Below are 25,115 nucleotides of genomic sequence, written 5' to 3'. Positions count from 1 at the left end.
TCGGTTACGCCAGCACCGTAGAAGGCGCTTTGAACGCCAATGGCACTTCGCGCGCTCGTTTTCAAAGGTGACGTATTCCCACGCTTCCTGCTTAGCCAACACCGCCTGCAACAATTTGTTGTTGAGCGCGTGACCAGATTTGAACGCAGAGAACGCACCAATGATGTTATAACCACACATGAACAGGTCGCCGATAGCATCCAGCATTTTGTGACGCACAAACTCGTCTTCAAAACGCAGGCCATCTTCGTTCAGCACACGATAATCGTCTACCACGATAGCACAATCCATACTGCCGCCCAGGCACAGGCCGCGGGATTGCAGGTATTCGATATCACGCATAAAGCCGAAAGTACGCGCACGGCTGATCTGGCGAATAAACGCATCGGCTGAGAAATCCAGGCAATAGCGCTGTGAGACTGCATCAATGGCTGGGTGGTTAAAATCGATAGTGAAATCAAGGCTGAAACCGTTATACGGGGTCAGTTCTGCCCATTTATCACCGTCTTCAACCCGCACAGGCTGTTTGATGCGAACAAACTTTTTGGCACAGTTCAGCTCTTCAATACCGGCATCAAGCAGCAGGTAAACGAACGGGCTGGCACTGCCATCCATAATTGGAATTTCCGGGGCATCAACATCAATCACGATGTTATCGATACCCAACCCCGCCAAGGCGGCGTTCAGGTGTTCCACCGTTGAAATACGCACGTCATGCTCGTTTACCAGGCAAGTACAGAGCATAGTATCACGCACGGATTTGGCATCAGTCGGAAAATCAACCGGTGGATTCAAGTCAGTGCGGCGATAGATGACCCCGGTATTCGCCGGTGCAGGTCGCATCGTCAGCGTGACTTTCTTGCCGGTATGCAAACCGACGCCCGTCGCCTGTACGATACGCTTTAATGTACGTTGTTTGATCATCGTATTATCTCGCAATGTTACTGAACCAACCGTCCTAGCTTACACCAGGCTCGGCGGGACAGTTTAGCACAAAGAGCGGAGATTCCAATCATAAAGCGGAGGTTAGTCCGCTTGTTTGCGCAAAAATGCGGGAATATCCAAATAGTCAGGCTCTTTGTTAGTTTGTACCGTTTGGTCATTAACCACCTTGGCCGCCGGTTTTTCCTGCGTCAGCGGCGTCATACCGTGCTGCTGATAACGGTGATCCATAACCGGTTGGCTGGCTTGCTTGTTGGTCACCAGCGTAATTTCCGGACGCTTGTCCATGCCGATACCGGTCGCCACCACGGTGACGCGCAGTTCGTCGTTCATGTCCGGATCCAACGAGGTACCAATCACCACGGTGGCATTGTCAGAGGCGAACGCACGAATGGTGTTACCCACGGTTTCGAACTCATCCAGACGCAGGTCAAAGCCCGCCGTGATGTTGACCAACACGCCACGCGCACCAGACAGGTCGATATCTTCCAGCAGCGGGCTGGAAATCGCCATCTCAGCCGCTTCTTCGGCACGGTCTTCACCGCACACCACGCCAGACCCCATCATGGCATAACCCATTTCTGACATCACGGTGCGCACGTCCGCAAAGTCCACGTTCATTAGGCCCGGACGGGTAATCAGTTCGGCAATACCTTGGACAGCGCCTTTCAGTACATCGTTCGCTGCACCGAACGCATCCAGCAAAGAAATACCGCGACCCAGCACTTTCAGCAGTTTGTCGTTAGGGATGGTGATGAGCGAATCCACATGTTTGGACAGCTCAGCAATCCCCTGCTCGGCAAACGCCATGCGTTTTTTGCCTTCGAAGTTGAAGGGCTTGGTCACAACCGCAACCGTCAGGATACCGAGATCCTTTGCCACTTCAGCCACCACTGGGGCTGCACCGGTGCCGGTACCGCCGCCCATACCGGCAGCGATGAACACCATGTCCGCGCCATCAAGCGCAGCGCGCAGCGCTTCACGGTCTTCTTCCGCCGAGTTACGACCCACTTCCGGGTTGGCACCTGCGCCCAGCCCTTTGGTGATGCCGCTACCAATCTGAATAGTCTGACCCACCGCAGTCTTGCGCAGTGCCTGCGCATCGGTATTCACTGCGAAGAATTCGACACCTTCGATGCGCTCGCGCACCATATGTTCGACTGCGTTACCGCCGCCACCGCCGACGCCGATGACTTTAATCACCGCGTCGTTGGTTAACTCCATTGGTTCAAACATAATTTCTCTCCGTTTTGTGCCTGTACCGCGAGACCGTAAAGTGTGCCACACGGTCTCTGATAAACATTAAAATTCCTTTCTCAGCCAGCTACTGATGCGTTTAAACCAATTGCCCACTGAGCCACGTTTTTCTACTTCGTGCTCACCGCCCAGGTGAGACTCTTTGCCGTAATGCAGCAGCCCAACCGCCGTTGAGTAGAAGGGCTCCTGCGCATAATCCGTTAAGCCTGTTATATTCAGTGGCTGGCCGATACGCACCTGCGTGTGGAATACGCGCTTGGCGCAATCAACCAGCCCGTCGATCTGAGCGGCACCGCCTGTCAGCACAATGCCGGCGGCCAAATGGTGCTTCACGCCCTGCTGACGTAGTTGCTCCTGCAATTGCAAAATTTCATCGTTCACCAAATTGAGCAATTCTGTGTAACGCGGTTCAATCACTTCTGCCAGCGTCTGTCGTTGCAGACTGCGTGGCGGCCGACCGCCAACGCTCGGTACTTCCAGATTTTCGTCTTTGCTGACAATCGCGCCTAATGCACAACCGTGGCGTACCTTGATGGCTTCCGCATCCGTGGGCGGCGTGCCAAATGCATAAGAGATGTCGCTGGTCACCACATTGCCCGCGTAAGGGATCACTTTGGTGTGGCGCAGCGCACCGCCGGTATAGACCGCGATATCCATGGTGCCACCACCGATATCCACCACGCAAACGCCCAACTCGCGCTCATCTTCTGTCAGCACGGCATAGCTGGAAGCCAGGCCGGCGAAAATCAGTTGATCCACTTTCAAACCGCAGCGCTCTACGGCTTTGACAATGTTTTTCGCCATATCGTTATGGCAGGTGATCAAATGCACCTTTGCCTGCATGCGCACGCCGGAAAGCCCAATCGGGTTCTTGATCCCTTCCTGGTAATCAATGGCGTACTCTTGCGGAATCACATGCAAAATACGGTGTTCATCGCGCACGCGCACAGATTTCGCCGTGTGCACCACGCTCTCGACGTCATCCTGCGTCACTTCTTCTTCCGAAATCGGCACGATACCGATTTCATTCTGGCAACTGATGTGCTTGCCCGACAGCGCCAGATAGACGGAAGAAATTTGACAATCCGCCATCAGTTCGGCCTGGTCGATGGTCCGCTGTACACATTTTACAACGGACTCCAAATCGTTAACGCCGCCTTTATCCATCCCGCGTGACGGACAACTGCCCACGCCGATGATATTGACCATGCCATCGGACAGAACTTCCCCTACCAGTGTAGCCACTTTTGCTGTACCGATTTCCAGCCCAACTACCAGTTTTCTGTCCGTCGACTTGATCATTGTTGTTTAGCCTGTGCCTGATTCTGTTGCTGATTACCGTTCTGTTTTTGATCAACGTCTTTTCGCTGAGCATTTCCATGCTGCTGATCCAGCAGAGGCGGCGCCCATCCTACCGCGGCACCGGTGTCGTAACGTAAGTCCACGTAGCTAACACGTTTGTTGTCGTTCTGAGCCTGCCGCTGCAACAGCGGGTAAAGCTCAAGAAAACGTTCCAAACGCCGGGCCCGTTCATCACGCCCCAATTCCAGACGGATGTCATCTTCCAGCCCCAACTGCCACGAATGCCGTGCACTCATCGCCACCATTTTTAATGTCATCTTACTGCTCGCCAACACCTGACTCATGGTGCGGTAGCCTTCCAGCACATCGTTTTCACTGCCTTCTGGCCCGTACAGCAACGGCATTTTGCGATTACCGACCCTTTCGGCGGGCACGCTGAAGGAATTTCCTTCTGCATCCACCATCAGTTGGTCATTCCACCGCGCTACGGGCACATATTCAACCAGATGAATCTTTAATTCGTCAGGCCACTGCTTACGCACGCTGGCCTGTTTGATCCACGGCAGACGTTCAATCTGCTGTTGGATAACATCCACATCCTGCGTCATAAAGGTGCCCGGCGCGCCCAGCGACAATATCGCCTGGCGAATATCATCATGGGTGGTGTAGTGCCGCTCACCGGTAACCACCAAACGAGAAAGCGGTAACCGACTGGCATCCTTCATCCACTGCAACACCATCCAGCCGCCCCACAGGATGGTGCCCAGCACCATCAGCAGGAACAACAATCCGGCCAACTGCCCACCGTTACTGCGACGCCCGCCTTTTGGCTCTTCGTCGCGTCCGCGCAAATTCCGCACCGCCTGCGACATATCAAACAGCCGAGGCCAGGATCTGCGCGACGAGCTGCGAGAAGCTCATCCCGTGCTGCCTGGCAGCCATCGGTACCAGGCTGTGATCCGTCATACCGGGCGAGGTGTTCACCTCCAACAGGTAAAACGCCCCGTCCGCGTCCAGCATCAGGTCAACGCGTCCCCAGCCGCGACATCCCAATGCCGCAAAGGCCGCTTGTGCTAGTACACCGATGGCCTGTTCCTGCTCTGCCAGCAGCCCACTGGGACAAAAATACTGCGTCTCGTCAGAGAGGTACTTCGCGTCATAATCGTAAAACGCGCCCGCCGCCTGAATACGAATCAAGGGCAGAATCGTCTCGCCTAACAGCGCCACCGTGTACTCCGGCCCACTCAGCCACTTCTCAACCAGCACATCGTCGTCATACTGAAACGCGGTATCCAGCGCCGTCACCAGTTCCTCTTGCTGCGTCACTTTACTCATACCGACGGGAACCCTCACGGCTCGGTTTCACGATCAGCGGCAACCCGAGGTGCGCGCAGGCTGACTGCAACTGCTCAGACGTTAACGCGTTATACTGTGCCCGCGTCAACGCGACATAAGGGGCTATCGGTAATCCCAACGACTGCCACACCAGCTTGGTGCGCCACTTACCCATGGTCAGCGCCGACACCATCACCCCACTGCCGGTGTAAGGCAACTGCAAAAACTCCAATACCACTTGCAGCGTGCCGTCTTCACCGCCGCGACCGTGCAGGGCGATAAACACTTTGTCAAACCCTGCCTCTTTCAGGCGAGTGACCGGAAAATCGCGCTGGTCAACGGCTTCGGCATTAACCCCAGCCTCTTTTAGCCCGGCAACCAACGCCTGACCGGAACGCAGTGACACATCACGCTCCGCCGATGTCCCTCCCAGCAGCACTGCCACTTTTTCCGCCATACTCACTCCGTAACCAGAGGTTGTAAGCTGGTATCCGCCAGTTTACGCGCCAGCTTACCCACATTGCCCGCGCCTTGAATCAGCACCAGATCGCTATCGTGTAACGTCGGCGCCAGCAACGTGGCCAGCATATCCGGATCGGTAACCAGAATCGGATCGACCTTACCGCGTCCACGAATGGTACGGCACAGCGAGCGACTATCAGCACCAGGAATGGGGCTTTCTCCCGCCGAGTACACATCCAGCATCAGCAACACATCCACTTGCGACAGCACGTGGGCAAAATCGTCATACAGATCGCGCGTACGCGTGTAGCGGTGCGGCTGAAACACCATCACCACGCGTTTATCCGGCCAACCGGCACGAGCGGCTTTGATCGTCGCATCCACTTCTGTCGGATGGTGGCCGTAGTCATCCACCAACATCACACTGCCTGCGCTGCCATTTACCGCATCCAGCGGGAATTCGCCCAGGAAATCGAAACGACGCCCGGTTCCCTGAAAACTGGACAGTGCGCGCAAGATTGCCGCGTCATCAATGCCCTCTTCCGTCGCCACGGCAACCGCTGCTGCTGCGTTCAACGCGTTATGGCGGCCCGGTGCATTCAGCGTAACCTGCAACAGCGGCTTACCCTGACGCGCCAGCGTAAAGTGCCCCTGTGCACCGGACTGACGGTACTCCGCCACGCGCACATCGGCGTCGTCGCTAAAACCGTAGGTGGTGATATGACGCCCTACGCGCGGCAGCAATTCACGGATCACCGCATCGTCCACGCACATCACCGCACGGCCATAAAACGGCAGATTGTGCAAAAAGTTGATGAACGTCTGCTTTAAATTTTCAAAATCTCCCTGATAGGTATCCATATGATCTGCTTCGATATTGGTGACAATCGCCACCATCGGTTGCAGATGCAGGAAGGACGCATCGCTTTCGTCCGCTTCCGCAATCAGGTAACGGCTGGAGCCCAGGCGCGCATGCACACCCGCAGCTTTCACCAACCCGCCGTTGACAAAGGTCGGATCCAGACCCGCCTCGGCATAAATACTGGCGACCATCGCGGTGGTCGTGGTTTTGCCGTGAGTTCCGGCAATCGCTATACCGTGGCGAAAACGCATTAATTCGGCCAGCATTTCGGCGCGACGGATCACCGGAATACGCGCCTCATGGGCCGCAACGATTTCCGGATTATCTGCGCTGATGGCGCTGGATACCACCACTACGCTGGCATCTTTCACGTTCTCAGGACGATGATGAAAATAGATCTGCGCCCCCAGCGCCGCCAACTGCTGCGTCACCGCGTTCGGTGCCAGGTCAGAGCCGCTGATGTGGTATCCTTCGTTCGCTAACACTTCGGCAATACCGCCCATGCCAGCACCACCGATGCCGACAAAATGGATGTGCCGCACGCAATGCATTTCGGGCACGATGGAACGCAGTTTTGCCAATTGCTGTGTATTCACTTTTTCTACCGCTACCTTTTCACTTGTACTTCATTCATTTGTCATGGGGAGACGACCTGCACACATGCATTCTATTCTGTCAGCCGCACCTTACTGCGCGGCAGCGGCCACTTCGGCAGCCACGCGTTCAGTGGCATCCGGCATCGCCACGGAACGGGCACGCTGTGCCATATCGCGCAACGTGGCACGATCCCAACCGGACAGCACATCGCTTACTGCATCAACACTCAGTGCCGACTGCTCAATAATTTTGGCCGCACCTGCTTGTTCCAGCGGCAGCGCATTCCAATATTGCTGCCGGTCTTTATGCTGAAAGGGCACAAACAGCGCAGGCAAACCGGCGGCGGCAATTTCACTGACGGTAAGCGCACCAGAGCGGCACACCACCACGTCGGCCCAACTGTAGGCTTGCGCCATGTCATCAATAAATTCGGTGACTTTATGCTGCGGCACACCTGCTGCATAAGCCTGCTGTACCTCAGCCAACGCGCCTTTGCCCGTCTGGTGCCAGACAGTGACGTTAGCACCCAGTCGCGCGGCCACGTCCGGCAACGTGCGGTTTAGCACCCGAGCCCCTTGGCTTCCGCCCACCACCAGCACACGGATCGGGCCTTCACGCCCGGCCAAACGTTCATCGGGTGTAGGCAACGCCAACACATCGGTACGAACCGGGTTGCCCACCACGTCAGCGTTGGGAAACGCACCGGGAAAAGCCTGTAATACCTTGCGCGCAATGCGCGATAGCCAGCGGTTGGTTAATCCCGCAATGCCGTTTTGCTCATGCAGCACCACCGGGATACCGCATAACCACGCAGCGAGACCGCCCGGTCCAGACACATAGCCGCCCATGCCCAGCACCACGTCCGGTTGATAGTGTTTCATGATCGCTTGCGCCTGACGCACCGCGCGATAAATCCGCAATGGTGCACACAGTTGCGCCGTAATGCCTTTGCCGCGCAAACCGGAAATACGAATAAAATCAATCTTAATGCCGTTTTTTGGCACCAAATCGGCTTCCATGCGATCGGCAGTTCCCAGCCAACGAACCTGCCAACCATGCGCCATCAAATGATGTGCGACCGCCAGCCCCGGGAAGACATGTCCTCCGGTGCCACCTGCCATCACCATCAATCGCTTACCTTTGCCACTCATTTGGCACTCCTCGTGAACGCCTGCGCCTTGGTCAGGCGCGTCTCAAAATCGATCCGCAACAGCAACACAATGGCGGTCGACATGATGATCAAACTCGAGCCACCGTAACTGATTAACGGCAGCGTCAGCCCTTTGGTGGGTAACATTCCCGCAGCAGCACCTACGTTTACCAGCGTTTGGAAACTAAACCAGATGCCGATAGAACATGCCAAAAAGCCGGAAAATCGCTGATCGATCTCCAACGCGCGCTTGCCGATGGACATGGCCCGAAAAGCGACGAAGAATATCATTAACAACGCCAAAACCACACCGATATAGCCGAGCTCTTCGCCTAAAATGGAAAAAATAAAGTCGGTGTGCGCTTCCGGTAAATACTCCAGTTTCTGCACCGAGTTCCCTAATCCTTGCCCCCACAGCTCGCCGCGGCCAAATGCCATCAGCGACTGGGTTAACTGGTAGCCACTGCCAAACGGATCTTCCCACGGATTCCAAAACGACGTCACGCGGCGCATACGGTAGGGTTCCGCCACAATCAGCAAACCGACGGCAAACATGCCGCAGCCAATGATGGCGAGAAACTGCCACAGCTTGGCACCAGCCAAAAACAGCATCGCCAGCGTGGTGATAAACAGCACAACCACCGTTCCCAGATCTGGCTGCGCCAGCAGTAGAACGGCCAGCACCACCATCACGCCCATCGGTTTGCAAAAGCCCCAGAAGTTGTTACGAACTTCCTCTACCTTGCGCACCATGTAGCTGGAGAGGTAGCAAAACAGCGCCAGCTTCGACAACTCCGCAGGCTGCACACGCAGTGGCCCTAGCGCAATCCAGCGTGAAGCACCATTTACCGAACTGCCGACCACCAGCACCACCAGGAGCATCACCAGTGTGAGCAGCAGTAATATCGGGCTGTAACGCTGCCAGACTTCCATCGGCACGCGCATGGTGATCAACGCCAACGCAAATGCCAGACCAAGGTAAAACGCGTCCCGCTTGGTAAAAAAGAACGGGTCGCTGGTCAGGCGCTGCCCCACAGGCATGGATGCCGAGGTCACCATTACGAACCCGATGACGGCCAGCCCGAACGTCAGCCAGAGCATAGTGCGGTCATACATCACGATGCTCTGCACATCGCTTTCCCGCGTCCCCATGACCCAGCCTTTCAGTCGTTCAATCACTGGCAGCCCAATAAAACGCATCAGCCAAGTTCCTCCGCCAATCGGGCGAACTCATCGCCACGCTGTTCGAAGCTCTTGAACTGATCGAGGCTGGCACACGCCGGAGACAGCAGTACCAGATCGCCCGGTTCGACGCGCGTGGCAATAACGCGCAGAGTTTGCTCCATAGTCTCGGTTTGCTCTGCTATCTCTGGACGCAACGCCGCCAGTTGGGCGCCATCAAGCCCGAAGCAATACAGGCGAATATTGTCACCCTGGACATAACGCAGCAGCGGCGAAAAATCGGCTGACTTAACGTCGCCGCCTAACAGCAAGTGCAGCGTGCCTTTAACGTGTAATCCGTTCAGCGCCGCTTCAGTGCTACCAACGTTGGTTGCTTTGGAATCGTTAATCCAGCGCACGCCGTTACGCTGCAACACGCACTGGAAACGGTGCGGCAAACCGGTAAAGGTGGTGAGTGTCGTTAACGCTGGCGCGCGAGGAATTCCCACCGCATCCGCCAATGCCAGCGCCGCCAGCGCGTTGATGTGGTTATGTTGCCCCACCAGGTAAATCTCTTTGGTATTCAAAACGTGCTCGCCTTTCACACGCAACCAGGTTTCGCCCTGCTGGGTGTTGAGGTGATAGTCGCCCACATCCACGCCAAAGCTGATGCAGCGTGCGTCAGCGCCTTTGATCGGCATAGTTAGCGCGTCATCAGCATTCACCACACACACCTGCGCATGGTCATAGATACGTAACTTGGCAGCACGATACTGTTGGATACCAAACGGATAGCGGTTGGTATGATCTTCCGTAACGTTGAGAATGCTGGCAGCGGCGGCGCGCAGGCTGGACGTGGTTTCCAATTGGAAGCTCGACAGCTCCAGAACATACAGTTGGCACGGCTGTTTCAGCAGCGTCAGCGCCGGCAGGCCAATATTTCCGCCGACACCGACCAACCAACCGGCTGCCTCAGCCATTTCGCCGACCAGCGTAGTGACCGTACTTTTACCGTTGGAGCCAGTGATCGCCAAAATCGGTGCCTGCGCTTCACGGCAGAACAACTCGATATCGCCCACAATCTCTACGCCTGCGGCGGCGGCATCGGCCAGCGCGGGTGTTGCCAGTGCAATACCGGGGCTGACGACGATCAGGTCAGCCGCTAACAGCCACTCTTCATTTAACGAACCAAGGTGGCGATCAACCTCGGCAGGCAACTTATCCAAACCAGGCTGACTAACACGGGTATCCACCACGCGCGGCGTCACACCGCGCGTCAGGAAGAAATCAACACAGGAAAGCCCGGTTATCCCCAGGCCAATAATGACAACGTTTTTACCCTGATAGCCCATCATAGTGTTACCGTACCTTCAGCGTTGCCAGGCCAATCAGCACCAGCATCAGCGAAATAATCCAAAAACGCACAATCACGCGCGGCTCTGGCCACCCTTTAAGTTCATAGTGATGGTGAATCGGTGCCATGCGGAAGATACGCTGCCCGCGTAGCTTGAATGAACCGACCTGAAGGATCACCGACAGGGTTTCAACCACGAACACCCCGCCCATAATCACCAGCAAGAATTCCTGACGCAGCAGGACGGCAATGGTGCCCAACGCGCCGCCGAGCGCCAGTGAGCCGACATCGCCCATAAATACCTGCGCCGGATAGGTGTTAAACCACAGGAAACCCAGGCCCGCGCCGACGATCGCCGTACAGACGATCACCAGTTCACTGGCGTGGCGGATATAAGGGATATGCAGGTAACCGGCAAAATTCATATTGCCCGTCGCCCACGCCACCAGCGCAAAACCAGCGGCAACAAACACGGTCGGCATAATCGCCAAACCATCCAGTCCGTCAGTGAGGTTGACCGCGTTACTGGTGCCGACGATGACAAAGTAGGTCAGCAAAATGTAGAGCAGACCCAGTTGCGGCATCACATCTTTAAAGAACGGTACCACTAACTGCGTGGCCGGTGTGCCTTTGCCGATGGCATACATGGTAAACGCCACCGCCAGCGCAATCAGCGATTGCCAGAAATATTTCCAGCGCGCGATCAACCCTTTGGTGTCTTTGCGTACCACTTTGCGGTAATCATCGACAAAACCGACGATACCGTAGCCTAGCAGCACCAGCAGCACACACCACACATAGGGGTTGGACAAGTTGGACCACAGCAGTACCGAAACGATGATCGCTGCCAGAATCATGACACCGCCCATGGTTGGCGTGCCGCGTTTGCTGAAATGAGATTCAGGCCCTTCATTGCGCACCACTTGCCCGATCTGCAATTTTTGCAGCCAGGCGATCAGATGCGGTCCCATCCACAAGGAGATCACTAACGCGGTCAGCAGGCTGACAATGGCGCGAAACGTCAAATACGAGAAGACGTTAAAGCCGGAATAAAACTTGACCAGATGTTCGGCCAGCCACACTAACATGCTGTATTCTCCTGTAATGCGTGTACCACATGCTCCATCGCAGAACTCCGGGAGCCTTTAACCAAAATGCTGATCGTGCCATGCGCCGACAGCAACGTTTGCAAACGCGCGATCAATGCGGTCCGATCGGAAAAATGTTCACCACGTTCACTGGTGAGGCTGATGGCCTGACTCAAGGTGCCAATACTCAACACCGTATCAATGCCTGCGTCACGCGCCACTTCGCCCACCTTCTGATGACACGCCTCGGCATCCTCGCCAAGTTCACCCATGTCGCCAACCACCAGTACGCGGTAGCCCGGCATCTCCGCCAGCGTGTGCACCGCCGCAGTCATCGACCCCACATTGGCGTTGTAGCTGTCGTCCAGCAGCAGTTTTTTTGCCGCCAGCATGATGGGGAACAAGCGCCCCGGCACGGCCTTGAGCTGCGCCAGCCCGTCTTTTACCTGCTGCAGCCCTGCACCTACGGACATCGCCAATGCGGCAGCCGCCAGCGCGTTTGCCACGTTATGTCGACCCGGCAGCGGCACGTTGATCTCCAGCGCGCCAAACGGCGTATGGAGTTCAAACAGGGAGCCCCCACCTTCATTGCGAATATCGCTGGCGTAGTAGTCTGTGTATTCACCTTGCTGCGGTGAAAATTGCCATACTGTTTTGTCGCGCAGCACGTCGTGCCACCGCGTCAGGTCATTGCTGTCGGCGTTAATCACCGCAATACCCTTGGTGGGCAAACCGTTAAAGATCTCCCCTTTGGCGCGCGCTACGCCGTCCAACGATCCAAACCCTTCCAGATGTGCGGCTGCCAGGTTATTCACCAGCGCGCTATCCGGACGTACCAGATTGGTGGCATAGGCAATCTCGCCAATATGGTTAGCTCCCAACTCAATCACCGCAAAGCGATGATCAAGGGTGAGGCGCAGCAGCGTTAACGGCACGCCAATGTCATTATTGAAATTGCCGTCGGTGTAAAGCACGTCACCACACTGACGCAAAATCGCTGCCGTCATCTCCTTGACGGAGGTTTTGCCGGAAGAACCGGTCAGTGCCACCACGCGCGCAGAAGATTGGCGACGCATCCAGGCACCCAGTTCGCCCAAGGCCAGACGGGTATCCCCCACCAACAGTTGTGGCACGTCGATAGGTAAGTGCTTACTGACCAACAGAGCCGCCGCACCACCGCGTACTGCCTGATGGGCATAATCATGGGCATCAAACTTTTCATCGCGCAGAGCGATAAACAGGCAGCCCGGCGTCAATTTTCGGGTATCGGTGCACACTGTTTCCACCGCCACATCCTCACCCAGGAGTGTGGCATTTAACGCCGTGGCCAGTTGCTGCAACGTAACGCGAATCATGCGATAACCCCCAGCAGACGCGCGGCAGTCACGCGATCGGAATAATCGAGACGCTGATTGCCCACCAGTTGATAATCTTCATGGCCTTTACCTGCAATCAACACAATATCGTCCACGTTGGCCTGCATAATGGCACTGGTCACCGCTTCAGCGCGACCATGCACCGCCAGTGCTCGTCCGGCATCCACCAAACCGGCAAGAATGTCTTTCACGATAGCCTGCGGCTCTTCGCTCCTGGGGTTATCGTCCGTCACCACAACGCGATCGGCCAGTTGTTCCGCGATGGCCCCCATAAGTGGGCGCTTACCTTTGTCACGATCGCCGCCGCAACCAAATACGCACCACAGTTGACCGGAGCAATGCGGACGCGCCGCCGCCAGCGCTTTCTCCAGCGCATCCGGCGTGTGGGCGTAGTCCACAATCACAGTCGGTTTACCCGGTGCTTTAAACACTTCCATGCGACCGCAAACCGGCTGCAATTGTGCGCCGGTTTCCAGTAATCTATCCAGTGGGTAGCCAAGGGAAAGTAACGTTGCCAGTGCCATTAGCGGATTGCTGACGTTAAATTCACCCATAAGGCGACTTTCTATGCGGCCGCTGCCCCATTTAGAGTCAAACGCAATTGAAGCGCCTTCGTCGTGATAATCGACGGCGGTGGCTTTCAGCCAGCGGCCACGGCAACCTGGCACCAGATTATTGTACAGCGTCACCGCCACGGCATCCGGCAACTGCGCCAGCCAGCGTCGCCCCACCTCATCGTCGGCATTAATGATCGCCTGACCCACTTTATGTTCTGAGAACAGAGACCACTTGGCAGCCTCATAGCTTCCCATATCACCGTGGTAATCCAGATGGTCGCGGCTCAGGTTGGTGAAAACCGCCGCCGCAAACGGCAACGCGGCAACGCGATGTTGTACCAAGCCGTGCGAGGAAACTTCCATCGCAGCAAAAGTCGCGCCTTGTTCAACCAACTGATTCAGAACGTGCTGTATATCGACGGCTGAGCCCGTGGTGTTCGCTGTGGGATTGACGCGCCCTAACAGACCATTACCCACAGTGCCCATCACGGCGCTGGTATCGCCCAGCAGTTGGCTCCATTGGGCCAGCAACTGTGTGGTTGTGGTTTTGCCGTTGGTGCCGGTCACACCGACCAGCCGTAATTTTTCCGCAGGCTGCTGATAAAAACGCCCCGCCAACGCCGACAAACGTTGGTTCAAATTACTCAGATACACAACCGGAACGCCGTGCATTTCACGTACCGTGCCATCGGCAGCTTCACCGTCTGCCTCTGCGATCACGGCCGCCACCCCTTGCGCAATCGCCTGAGGAATATAGCGACGCCCATCCACGCTGTGGCCAACTACGGCCACAAACAGATCGCCCGCCGCTGCAACACGGCTGTCCAGAGTCATTTCCCGCAGTTGGCGCGGTGGGACATCTTGCAACCACGGTGCCAGTAAATCGCACAGATTACGATCTGCCACCTGAAACCTCTTTATGGTTAATCACAAAATCATTTTTGTCGCCGACGGGCAGCGCATCCGGCTCAACGTTCATGGTGCGCAGTACGCCGCCCATGATGGCGCCGAACACCGGCGCAGAAACCGCACCACCATAGTAGTTACCCGCCTTAGGATCGTTAATCACCACCACCAGCGCAAAGCGCGGGTTGCTGGCAGGCGCGACGCCTGCGGTGTAGGCAATATATTTATTGATGTATTTGCCGTCCGGTCCCACTTTTTTTGCCGTACCGGTTTTAATGGCAACACGGTATCCCTTGATCGCAGCCTTGGTTCCGCCACCACCGGGCAGAGCAACACTTTCCATCATATGCACAACTGTGCGCACGATAGGTTCGGCGAAAATGCGTTCCCCCGGCACTGGTGGATCGACTTTGGTAATGGAGAGCGGACGATAGATGCCATAGCTACCGATAGTGGCGTAAACGCGTGCCAGTTGCAGCGGCGTCACCATCAATCCATAGCCGAAAGAAAAGGTGGCCCTCTCTATGTCAGACCACCGTTGTTTTTGAGGGTATAAGCCACTGCTTTCTCCGACCAACCCCAAATTGGTCGCTTTTCCCAAACCAAAACGCGAGTAAGTGTCTACCAGCGCTGAGGAGGGCATCGCTAACGCCAGCCGTGAAACACCGACGTTACTCGACTTCTGTAGTATCCCGGTCAGGGTCAGTTCCGCGTAGCGGGCAACGTCTTTGATCTCATGACAGTTGATGTAATAGGGCAAGGTATTGAGCAGGCTGTTTTCTTTGACAACGTTACGTTGCAGCGCCGTCATCACCACCATCGGTTTTACCGTCGAACCCGGTTCAAAAATGTCGGTAATAGCGCGGTTACGCATGACATCGGAGGGGGTGCCCGCCAGATTGTTCGGATTGTAGGAAGGGCTGTTAGCCATCGCCAGCACTTCACCAGTATTGACATCCACCAGCACGGCGGTGCCAGATTCGGCATTATTGAAGGCCACGGCGTTGTTCAGCTCACGATAAACCAACGCTTGCAGGCGCTCGTCAATGCTCAACATCAGGTTGTGTGCAGCCTGACTGTCAACGGAAGAGATATCTTCAATCACGCGACCAAAACGGTCTTTGCGCACCGTACGCTCACCCGGTTGCCCGGTCAGCCAACGATCGAAACTTTTCTCAACGCCCTCAATGCCATGCCCATCAATATTGGTGAAACCAATCAGGTGAGACGTGACCTGACCAGCAGGATAGTAACGGCGTGACTCTTGGCGCAGATAAATGCCCGGCAGCTTGAGTTTGTGAACATATTCACCGATAGCGGGGTTCACCTGACGCGCCAGATAGACAAAACGCCCTTTCGGGTTAGCGTTGATTTTCGCCGCCATCTGATCGAGCGGCAAATCCAGCGCATCAGAAAGCGCTTTCCAGCTGGTGTCGAGCGACACGCCGCCGTGTTCATTCAACTCTTTGGGATCGGCCCAGATGGCGTTAACGGGCACGCTGACCGCCAACGGACGCCCAGCGCGATCGCTGATCATGCCGCGCGCGGTGGGAACCTCCTGCACACGCAGGGAGCGCATATCCCCTTCACGTACCAATTGATCCGGGTTGATCACCTGCAAATAGGCGGTGCGCAACATCAGCCCCACCATTGCCAACAGTATGCCTGTACAGAGCAACGCAAAACGCCAGCTTACAAAGCTGGCCTTATCTTCCTGTCGTTTCAACTTTCCTGTTCGCGCTGCTTTCATGCCAAATGAGTACCTATGTTCTCATGCTAAACCAGACTCACTGTTTGACTACGATATTTTCCTGCGCCGGGTCCACGTGCCCCATGTGCAGCTTTTCCGTTGCGATACGCTCCACCCGACTGTGATCGCCCAAGGCGTTCTCTTCCAGAATCAGGTTGCGCCATTCGATATCCAACGCATCACGCTCCAACAACAACTGCTCGCGCTGTGCGGTCAGCAAGCGCGTCTTGTGCGCGGTCGTCACCACCAGCACCGCAGAAACCAACGCACCAATCAGCAGCAGCAGTGGCAATTTGCCGTGACGAAGAATGTCCTGGCCGATAATGCCTGCCAGGCTGTGCCGCTCGTTGCTTATCATTCCGCTAGCCGTTCCGCGATACGTAACACAGAGCTACGCGCTCTCGGGTTTTCTGCCACTTCGGCTTCCGGCGGCATCATCTTGCCTACCGTTTTCAGCGTTTGACCGCCTTGCGCACGCAGTTGTGCTTCAGTAAGCGGGATCCTCCCGGCCGGCACCTGTGGCCCACGGCTGTGATGACGCATAAAACGCTTCACAATACGATCTTCCAGCGAATGAAAACTGATGATCGACAAGCGGCCCTGCGGTGCGAGTGCCGTCAGCGCGCCATTCAGCGCCTGCTCGATCTCATCCAGCTCACTGTTGATATAGATACGGATTGCCTGAAAACTGCGGGTTGCCGGGTGCTTATGCCGCTCTTTGATCGGGCTCGCCGCCGCAATCAGCGCCGCCAACTCGCCTGTGCGCGTCATCGGTTCTGTGCTGTTACGTTCCACAATCGCGCGCGCAATCCGCTTGGCAAACCGCTCTTCGCCAAAGTTTTTCAACACCCAGGCAATGTCATCGACTTCTGCCGTTTGCAACCATTGCGCCGCTGACTGCCCGCGCGTCGGGTCCATACGCATGTCCAACTGGCCATCGCGCATAAAGGAAAAACCGCGTTCAGGATCATCCAGTTGCGGCGAAGAGACGCCCAAATCGAGCAACACGCCGCCAATACGCCCGGTTAACCCCAGGGTCTCCACGTAACTTGCCAGCGCGGAAAAAGGTCCGTTAACAATAGAAAAACGGGAATCTTGAATCGCCTCTGCTGCCTCTATAGCTTGAGGATCGCGATCGATAGCCACAAGGCGTCCTTCCGGTCCGAGACGGGAAAGGATCAGCCGCGAATGGCCACCACGGCCAAACGTGCCATCGATGTATGTGCCGTCAGCGCGAATATTGAGGCCATTAACCGCTTCATCCAACAGCACAGTGGTGTGTTTATAATTTTCCGGCATGTATTTCTTTCAGCATGACTACAGTGATAAATCCTGCAATCTCTCGGACAACGGGGCGTCAGAGGATTGCTCAGCGTCAATATCGTCTTTGACCTGTTGATACCAGGCCTGCTCATCCCACAGTTCAAACTTGTTGAACTGGCCGACCAGCATCACTTCTTTCGTCAGGCTAGCATGTTGCCGTAGCGTACTGGCAATCAGCAGACGCCCGGCATTGTCCATCTGGCACTCACTGGCATGCCCCAACAGCAACCGCTGCACGCGGCGCTCAGCGGGATTCATGCTCGACAGACGTGACAACTTTTGTTCAATGATTTCCCACTCAGGCAGGGGATAAAGCAGCAGACAGGGCTGATGGAGGTCAATGGTGCAAACCATCTGACCTTGCGATGTCTCTGACAGCGTTTCCCGATAACGGGTAGGAACGGCGAGCCGACCTTTACTGTCGAGGTTAATCAGAGTAGCCCCACGAAACATGCTTGAGTTGCCCATTCATGACCATTTTCACCACTTTATCCCACAAATTCCCACAAATTCCCACAAATTCCCACATTTATGAGTTTACGGAGGGTATGAAAACCTTGTCAAGCCAGAGCGGACGCGCTTTGGAATTATTTCTGCCTCAACACGGACATGAATGGCATAAAATGGAATAACAGACGGAAATTAAGGGAGATTAACGCCATGAAAATTTGAGGAAAAATTATTTCTGGATAAACAATCAGAAAGAAAGAGTAATAATTTCTCATTTTTACTTAAATTTACCATTAATCATAAAACGCTTGTGTCACCGTCGCCGTATTCCTCCTCCATCACCCGAGCACGGCGCTTGCCCGCTGCGCACTCCAGACCGATATCGGTCACATTTTTACCCAATGATATCGTTCATTCCATTCTACTGTTACAACAATGTCGGCACGCTATTCTATTTTCTTTTTGGCAATGATGCCGCCAATTTTTCTTTATTTAAGGTTACGAAAAACAATTGAGGCTTTTTACCGTTAACCACTAAGTTCGTCGGTTAATTGTTATATTATAAGGGTATTCCTAAAACCCACGTGTTCCACGCTGTTATTTGGGTTAAGCGGGGACTTTTGCCCACCGAAAAATTAGTCGCCAAACGCAAAAGCACAACCAATTGTTTATAAACATAATTCCCCCTACTGCCGCGCTTAATAAACCGCCATGCCACCTTTCTTCTATAAAGTAGCGTCCATAAGAAAAAAGCATGAAAAAATAAAAATTTATCGCTACTTACAACTTCAACATCCAGTGAAGTACACTACACACATAAAATACACCGACATAATTAACTACATTTAACCCAATTAACTGCATACCCTAAATAATTAGAGTTGCAGGAAGGCGGCAAGCGAACGAATCCCCTGGAGCTTACTCAGGTAAGTGACTGGGGTGAGTGAACGAAGCCAACGCACCTGCAACTTAAAGTATGACGGGTATATAACGGAGTCTCTCTGCATGTTCTCCCCTGAATCCCGATTGCGTAGTGCGGTAGCGGACACAGTCGCTATGGTAATCTACTGTTTTATAACTGGTATGCTGATTGAGATCTTGCTGTCTGGCATAAGCTTCCAGTAGTCGCTCTCTTCGCGACTGGTGTCGATCCCCGTTAATATTGTTATTGCCTGGCCCTACGACCTGTACCGCGATCGTATCCTGCGTCTGTCTCAGCGCTTCATGACGCACGGTACCTGGGTAAAAAATCTGGCAGACCTGTTTGCCTACGTCAGCTTTCAATCATCGGTGTATGTTGCCATCCTGTGGTTTATTGGTGCCAACCCACAGCAGATCGTCGCAGCAGTAACCAGCAATGTTTTGATATCTATGGTAATGGGTGTCGCCTACGGCTATTTTCTCGATTACTGCCGCCGTCTGTTTCGCGTCGCCGTACCTGGCTGAACGTCAGGCCGAGACCGCAACTACCGCCAAATACAGGCAACAAAAAAGCCATCCTGATACCGGATGGCTTTTTATTAGGAATAATCCCAAACTAACGACGACTGAGTGAACTGCGCCGAATGCGCGTCAAACCGGGCTTGGACTTCTTAGGTTCATCGAGACTTGCCAGCACCAACTCCAACACTCGCTCAGCCACTTCGCGATGACGTTGCGCCACGGAGAGCACCGGGCACTCGAGGAAATCGAGCAGTTCGTTGTCACCAAACGTGGCAATCGCCAAATTGTTCGGCAGCCGTCCGCTCTGCTTCAGCGTAATATCCATCACCCCTTGCAACAGCGGAAACGAGGTAGTGAATAGCGCCTGCGGCATCGGGTGATGCTGCAAATACTCTTCAAACGCCGTCTCCGCCGCTGAGCGTTCGTAGCTGTTGGCATAAAGGAAATTCACCTGACGCGGATCCTCTGCCCATGCCATACGAAACCCTTGTTCGCGCAGGAAACTCACCGAAAGTTCCGGCAACGCCCCGAGGTAGAGCACTGACTCCGCTGGAATATTGCGCAGTTCCTGCGCCAGCATTTCCGCATCCTCACAATCGGCACCCACTACACTTGTGAAGTGTTCGCGATCCAGCGCGACAATCGGCAAGCTGTCTCCAGCTCAACGCTGATAGAACGGATGCTCCGGAGGCAACGCTGTCGACACGATAATGGCATCAACCTGACGTTGCAGCAGATGCTCAATGCAGCGCATCTCGTTATCCGGCTGATCTTCAGAGCAGGCAATCAGCAATTGATAATCGCGCTGACGCGCCTGACGCTCCAGATAATTGGCAATTTTGGTATAGCTGGTGTTTTCCAGATCCGGAATCACCAGCTCGATAGAACGGGTACGCCCAGCGCGTAATCCAGCAGCCACCGCATTGGGATGATAATTATGCTCACGCACCACCGACATCACTTTTTCTACCGTTTTATCACTGACGCGGTATTATTTGGCCTTGCCATTGATAACGTAGCTGGCAGTAGTGCGTGAAACGCCAGCAAGGCGCGCGATTTAATCCAGTTTCACGTTAGCCCCTTTAAATAAGCTGGAAAATAAAAAATAAGGATGTCCATATTTTAAGCATGGATATCGTATAGATCTAACCGCAGAAGCTGGCAATCAGCAACCGCTTTATTGTTGTTCAGGGTTATAGAGAGAAAAATAAAAAGCTCACCGACACAGTGAGCCCTCAGACTGCTGAAAAAGCCTACCAACCTCTTCGTCATCCTCGCCGTAGGCCGGGGGCCTCGGGCAGAATGAATGCGTTTAGCCTGTATGAGATTCCCGCCTGCGCGGGAATGACAGTTTTAGGTAGGTTTGCCAGCAACCTCAAGGTTCACCGACACAGTGAACCTCTTTATCATAGATCAGCGGAAGGAAAATTAGCGCATAATCTTATCGCCGCGTGATACGCCAACAATACCCGAACGCGCCACCTCGACAATTTCAGCCACGTCACGCACCGCGCTCAGAAACGCATCCAATTTATCACTGGTGCACGCTAACTGCACGGTGTAGAGCGTTGCCGTGACATCCACAACCTGCCCACGGAAAATTTCCGTGCTGCGTTTCACTTCTTCCCGGCCATAACCCATGGCCTGCAATTTCACCAGCATGATTTCACGCTCAACGTGCGAACCCTGCCCCAGTTCGCTCACGCGCAGCACGTCAACCAGCTTGTGCAGTTGCTTCTCAATCTGTTCGATAACCTTGGCATCGCCCACCGTCTGAATGGTCATACGCGACAGCGTTGGATCGTCGGTCGGTGCCACCGTCAGGCTTTCGATATTATACCAGCGCTGGGAAAGCAGGCCAACAACACGCGACAATGCCCCAGATTCGTTTTCCAATAATACAGATAAAATCCGGCGCATGATCAGGTCCTCTCCGTTTTGCTTAATCACATTTCATCTATGCCGCCACCGCGTACCTGCATCGAATAAACGTGTTCACTGCTGTCGATAGTGATATCCACAAACACCAGACGATTTTTCACCGCCAGCGCTTCGCTCAGCTTGCTTTCCAATTCCTGCGGCGACGTAATGGCAATACCAACGTGCCCGTAGGCTTCCGCCAGTTTGACGAAATCCGGCAGCGACTCCATGTAGGAGTTGGAATGCCTTCCGGAGTAGATCATGTCCTGCCACTGCTTCACCATGCCAAGGAAGCGGTTGTTGAGGTTAATCACCACCACCGGCAAATCGTACTGCAACGCCGTGGACAACTACTGGATGTTCATCTGGATACTGCCATCACCCGTCACACAAATCACCGTCTCTTCCGGCAATGCCAGTTTGATACCCAGTGCCGCTGGCAGGCCGAAGCCCATAGTGCCGAGACCACCGGAGTTGACCCAGCGACGAGGCAGATCGAACGGATAGTAAAGCGCTGCGAACATCTGGTGCTGCCCTACGTCCGATGCCACATAGGCTTTGCCGTCGGTCAAACGGTGCAAGGTTTCAATCACCGCCTGCGGCTTGATCTTGTCGCTGTCTAACGGATATTTCAGGCATTGGCGCGCACGCCACTGCTCAATGCGCTGCCACCAGTCGCGCAACGCTTCAAAATTCTGCTGCGTTTCGCCCTGTTCCAGCAGTTCCAGCATAAGCGCCAGCACCTGGCGCGCATCACCAACAATGGGAATATCCGCATTGACCGTTTTCGAAATGGAGGCCGGATCGATATCGATATGCAGCACCGGGGCATTCGGGCAGTACTTCGCCAGATTGTTGGTGGTGCGATCGTCAAAACGCACGCCGACGGCGAAGATCACGTCTGCATTGTACATCGCCATGTTGGCTTCGTAAGTGCCGTGCATGCCAAGCATGCCCAGACACTGACAGTGCGTCCCAGGAAAACCGCCCAATCCCATCAGAGAGTTGGTGACCGGCAGGTTCAAACGTTCTGCCAGTTGGCGCAGTTCTTCATGGCACTCCGCATTGATAACTCCGCCACCCGCGTAAATGATCGGTGACTGGGCGCTTAGCAAGGTTTGCAGCGCACGACGAATTTGCCCCTTATACCCTTGAATCGTCGGGTTGTAGGAACGCATAGTGACCGCATCGGGATAGAGATACGGCAGCTTGTTGGCCGGACTCATCACATCTTTCGGCAAATCCACCACCACCTGGCCGGGACGCCCGCTTGATGCCAGATAGAACGCCTTTTTCAGCACCGTGGGCACATCTTCAGCCTGTTTGACCAAGAAACTGTGCTTCACCACCGGACGAGAAATGCCGACCATGTCGCATTCCTGAAACGCGTCGTAACCGATAAGCGAGGTGGCTACCTGCCCAGACAACACCACCATCGGGATGGAGTCCATATAAGCGGTGGCAATACCGGTAATCGCATTGGTGGCACCCGGACACGAGGTGACCAGCACCACGCCGACATCACCGGTGGCGCGCGCATAACCATCGGCCATGTGCACTGCACCCTGTTCGTGGCGCACCAGAATATGGTCAATACCGCCCACGGTGTGTAGCGCATCGTAAATATCCAATACTGCCCCGCCTGGATACCAGAACACATATTTCACGCCCTGATCGATCAACGATCGAACCACCATCTCGGCGCCTGACAACATCTCCATGGGATTGCCTCTTTTCGTTCTGAAAGCGGCATCGCGGCACTGGCATCACAGCGCGACACGCGTCATTGTCTTATCCAGAATTTGAATATAGCCGATTACCATAACGTTAGACGATGGCATAGGCAAACAAGGGTGAAGCGAGGAACAAAGCAAGTGGAAACGGGTTTACACCGCCAGAAGGGATTCGACTGAGATAAAACGCTAAACGGCGTCATCGCTGATAGTGATTATTCCGCGATGACAGCCAATTGCAGCGGGAAATTTTCAGCAAAAAAGTTAAAAATTCGTGTATCTCACCCGCAGCAAGTTACTCGGGGTTATTCGCCGTACATGGCATCAATTTCCAGCTGATAGCTCTGGGCGATGATCTTACGTCGCAGTTTTAATGTCGGCGTTAACTCCCCGCTCTCCATGGAGAAAGGGGTCGCCAGCAGGGTAAAGCGCTTGACCTGTTCGACGCGTGACAGCTCTTTTTGCATCTCGCGCAGACGCTGTTCAAACAGTTCGATAATGTGGCTATGACGTAACAATTCGAGGCGATCGTGATACTTGAGGTTGGCCGATACCGCTTACTCTTCCAGCGCTTCAAAGCAAGGGACAATCAACGCAGACACGTATTTGCGCGCATCGGCAATCACTGCCACCTGCTCGATAAAACGGTCTTGACCCAAGGTGCCTTCCAAGTGCTGCGGCGCAATATATTTTCCGCCGGAGGTTTTCATCAAGTCTTTCAGGCGCTCGGTGATATACAGGTTACCCTCGCCATCCAGCTTCCCGGCGTCACCGGTTTTCAGCCAGCCATCGGCGGTGAAGGCTTCAGCGGTTTCCTGCGGACGGCGGAAATAACCGCGCATCAGCGTAGCACCGCGCACCTGTATTTCGTTTTCGTCACCAATGCGCACTTCGATACCTGGTAGCGGCGTGCCGATCGAGCCCAGCCGCACATTATCCGCTTCCCAGCACGATACCGTGGCGCGGGTTTCCGTCATGCCGTAACCGTAAATAACGCGCACGCCCATCGACTGGAAAAACAGAATGATATTCTCATCCAGATGTGCGCCAGCCGCAGGCATAAAGCGAATCTTACCGCCCAGCAGGTGGCGCAGCTTGGTCAGCACCGGCCGATCGGCGACGCGATGCAGTAGCGCATGCAACGGTGAACGTGATTTACCTGAAATACGAGCCAGAAACGTCTTGCATCCCTGCGCGATGGCCCAGTTAAACAGCGTGCGACGATGCCAGGGTGCCTGCGCGACTTTTTCGTGAATGGCGCTATACACTTTCTCGTAGAAACGCGGCACCGCACACATCACCGTCGGTGAAACGGCTTGATCGCATTGCGTACCAGATTGGTGTCGGTCAAATAGACGTTTTGTGCACCGGTGTGCATCATGTAAAACGACCAGGCGCACTCAAACACGTGAGAGAGCGGTAGGAAGCTCAGAGAGATATCGTCCTGCGACACACACAGGCGCTCATCGTGCAGCTTCAGCACCATCGCCATGTTGGCGTAATCCAGCATCACCCCTTTCGGCTCACCGGTCGTGCCGGAGGTGTAGATCAACGTGAAAAGATCGTCCAGATTACGCTCATCAATGCGCTGTTGCAGCGCAGGCTGCCAGTAGGCGTCATCCACATCGGCCTCAAACGCCGCCAGCGTCAGCGCCAATATCGCATCATACTGAGGCTGAGAACCGACAAAAATGGTGCGAATATCCGCGTCATTGATGATAAACGCAGCCTGTGTCGCCGTGTTGGTGGCATAAATCGGGACGGTCACGCCACGCACGTACAGTATCGAGAGATCTGCCAGCGACCAGTTGAGGGAATTATGAGAGAACAACGCGACACGCTCTTGGGCATCAATCCCCAGCGAGAGCAGTGCACTGGCAATGCGGCGAATACGCGCACCGGCCTGAAACCAGGTAAGCTGCGTTTCGCCAGAGGCAGACCATTCACGCAGTGCGGTACGGCCGGAACAATGAGCAATCTGGTGTTGGATGCGTTCAACCAAATGATATTGCGACAAATGGGTAGACATAAAAAATGAGCCTGGGAAATTTCAGCGTACAACTGTTTATTATTTTGGCTCAGTCTACTGATCTTGCCAGAAACCGCAACGATCTTTCACATTGACATGATGGAAGGTTGACGCCACG

17 protein-coding genes and 5 pseudogenes are annotated in these 25,115 nt (G+C 54.7%); 1 reads left to right on the top strand and 21 read right to left on the bottom strand.

Going from position 1 to position 25,115, the window contains the following annotated elements:
- Positions 1 to 4: 4 nt before the first annotated feature.
- From lpxC to mraZ, 17 genes and pseudogenes are all read right to left on the bottom strand, one after another.
- Positions 5 to 924, bottom strand: a pseudogene (gene lpxC / locus JZM30_RS07580) (UDP-3-O-acyl-N-acetylglucosamine deacetylase).
- Positions 925 to 1,026: 102 nt separating this feature from the next.
- On the bottom strand, positions 1,027 to 2,178 hold the full coding sequence (gene ftsZ / locus JZM30_RS07575) for a cell division protein FtsZ (protein WP_252318237.1): 1,152 nt from the start codon (positions 2,176 to 2,178) through the stop codon (positions 1,027 to 1,029).
- Between the two features lie 66 nt (positions 2,179 to 2,244).
- Positions 2,245 to 3,501 carry a cell division protein FtsA gene (gene ftsA / locus JZM30_RS07570; RefSeq protein ID WP_252318236.1) on the bottom strand — a complete coding sequence of 419 codons (1,257 nt, stop codon included), beginning with the start codon at positions 3,499 to 3,501 and terminating at the stop codon, positions 2,245 to 2,247.
- Complete coding sequence (gene ftsQ, locus JZM30_RS07565; RefSeq protein WP_252318235.1) at positions 3,498 to 4,373, bottom strand: cell division protein FtsQ; 876 nt, start codon at positions 4,371 to 4,373, stop codon at positions 3,498 to 3,500. Before ftsQ ends, ftsA begins: the two co-directional genes overlap by 4 nt.
- Position 4,374: 1 nt before the next feature.
- Complete coding sequence (locus tag JZM30_RS24655; RefSeq protein ID WP_438801478.1) at positions 4,375 to 4,836, bottom strand: D-alanine--D-alanine ligase; 462 nt, start codon at positions 4,834 to 4,836, stop codon at positions 4,375 to 4,377.
- Positions 4,829 to 5,293, bottom strand: coding sequence for a D-alanine--D-alanine ligase (locus tag JZM30_RS24650; RefSeq protein WP_438801477.1), 465 nt, complete (start codon positions 5,291 to 5,293; stop codon positions 4,829 to 4,831). Before JZM30_RS24650 ends, JZM30_RS24655 begins: the two co-directional genes overlap by 8 nt.
- Positions 5,294 to 5,295: 2 nt before the next feature.
- Positions 5,296 to 6,756 (bottom strand): UDP-N-acetylmuramate--L-alanine ligase, encoded by a 1,461-nt coding sequence (murC, locus tag JZM30_RS07555; RefSeq protein WP_252318234.1) that lies wholly within the window; start codon positions 6,754 to 6,756, stop codon positions 5,296 to 5,298.
- A gap of 90 nt (positions 6,757 to 6,846) precedes the next feature.
- Complete coding sequence (gene murG, locus JZM30_RS07550; protein WP_252318233.1) at positions 6,847 to 7,908, bottom strand: undecaprenyldiphospho-muramoylpentapeptide beta-N-acetylglucosaminyltransferase; 1,062 nt, start codon at positions 7,906 to 7,908, stop codon at positions 6,847 to 6,849.
- Positions 7,905 to 9,107: a cell division protein FtsW gene (gene ftsW / locus JZM30_RS07545; protein WP_252318231.1), complete on the bottom strand. Its 1,203-nt coding sequence runs from the start codon at positions 9,105 to 9,107 to the stop codon at positions 7,905 to 7,907. The genes murG and ftsW overlap by 4 nt, the downstream gene beginning before the upstream one ends.
- The gene (murD, locus tag JZM30_RS07540) at positions 9,107 to 10,423 is read right to left on the bottom strand and encodes a UDP-N-acetylmuramoyl-L-alanine--D-glutamate ligase (protein WP_252318230.1); all 1,317 of its coding nucleotides are present in this window, start codon (positions 10,421 to 10,423) and stop codon (positions 9,107 to 9,109) included. Before murD ends, ftsW begins: the two co-directional genes overlap by 1 nt.
- Before the next feature lie 4 nt (positions 10,424 to 10,427).
- A complete protein-coding gene (gene mraY, locus JZM30_RS07535) occupies positions 10,428 to 11,510 on the bottom strand; it encodes a phospho-N-acetylmuramoyl-pentapeptide-transferase (RefSeq protein ID WP_252318228.1) in 1,083 nt (360 codons plus the stop codon).
- The gene (gene murF, locus JZM30_RS07530) at positions 11,504 to 12,865 is read right to left on the bottom strand and encodes a UDP-N-acetylmuramoyl-tripeptide--D-alanyl-D-alanine ligase (RefSeq protein WP_252318227.1); all 1,362 of its coding nucleotides are present in this window, start codon (positions 12,863 to 12,865) and stop codon (positions 11,504 to 11,506) included. Before murF ends, mraY begins: the two co-directional genes overlap by 7 nt.
- On the bottom strand, positions 12,862 to 14,349 hold the full coding sequence (gene murE / locus JZM30_RS07525; protein WP_252318225.1) for a UDP-N-acetylmuramoyl-L-alanyl-D-glutamate--2,6-diaminopimelate ligase: 1,488 nt from the start codon (positions 14,347 to 14,349) through the stop codon (positions 12,862 to 12,864). The genes murF and murE overlap by 4 nt, the downstream gene beginning before the upstream one ends.
- Positions 14,336 to 16,099, bottom strand: coding sequence for a peptidoglycan glycosyltransferase FtsI (locus tag JZM30_RS07520; RefSeq protein WP_252318224.1), 1,764 nt, complete (start codon positions 16,097 to 16,099; stop codon positions 14,336 to 14,338). Before JZM30_RS07520 ends, murE begins: the two co-directional genes overlap by 14 nt.
- Before the next feature lie 37 nt (positions 16,100 to 16,136).
- Entirely contained in the window at positions 16,137 to 16,457 is a 321-nt protein-coding gene (ftsL, locus tag JZM30_RS07515) for a cell division protein FtsL (RefSeq protein ID WP_222158201.1), read from the bottom strand.
- A complete protein-coding gene (gene rsmH, locus JZM30_RS07510; protein ID WP_252318222.1) occupies positions 16,454 to 17,398 on the bottom strand; it encodes a 16S rRNA (cytosine(1402)-N(4))-methyltransferase RsmH in 945 nt (314 codons plus the stop codon). The genes ftsL and rsmH overlap by 4 nt, the downstream gene beginning before the upstream one ends.
- Before the next feature lie 18 nt (positions 17,399 to 17,416).
- Entirely contained in the window at positions 17,417 to 17,875 is a 459-nt protein-coding gene (gene mraZ, locus JZM30_RS07505) for a division/cell wall cluster transcriptional repressor MraZ (RefSeq protein ID WP_252318220.1), read from the bottom strand.
- Positions 17,876 to 18,877: 1,002 nt separating this feature from the next.
- Here mraZ and JZM30_RS07500 point away from each other — a divergent pair.
- Positions 18,878 to 19,318 (top strand): annotated as a pseudogene (locus JZM30_RS07500) (L-alanine exporter AlaE).
- 91 nt (positions 19,319 to 19,409) lie between these two features.
- Here the strand turns inward: JZM30_RS07500 and cra are convergent.
- The 4 genes and pseudogenes from cra to JZM30_RS07480 form a co-directional block, all read right to left on the bottom strand.
- Positions 19,410 to 20,372 (bottom strand): annotated as a pseudogene (cra, locus tag JZM30_RS07495) (catabolite repressor/activator).
- Between the two features lie 371 nt (positions 20,373 to 20,743).
- Positions 20,744 to 21,235 (bottom strand): acetolactate synthase small subunit, encoded by a 492-nt coding sequence (ilvN, locus tag JZM30_RS07490; protein ID WP_252318219.1) that lies wholly within the window; start codon positions 21,233 to 21,235, stop codon positions 20,744 to 20,746.
- Between the two features lie 26 nt (positions 21,236 to 21,261).
- Positions 21,262 to 22,956: pseudogene (gene ilvI / locus JZM30_RS07485) on the bottom strand (acetolactate synthase 3 large subunit).
- Between the two features lie 317 nt (positions 22,957 to 23,273).
- Positions 23,274 to 24,997 (bottom strand): annotated as a pseudogene (locus tag JZM30_RS07480) (AMP-dependent synthetase/ligase).
- Positions 24,998 to 25,115 lie beyond the last annotated feature (118 nt).

The organism is Candidatus Symbiopectobacterium endolongispinus, from assembly GCF_018777385.1.
GTDB lineage: Bacteria > Pseudomonadota > Gammaproteobacteria > Enterobacterales > Enterobacteriaceae > Symbiopectobacterium > Symbiopectobacterium endolongispinus.
This window is presented reverse-complemented; position numbering and strand designations above follow the sequence as displayed.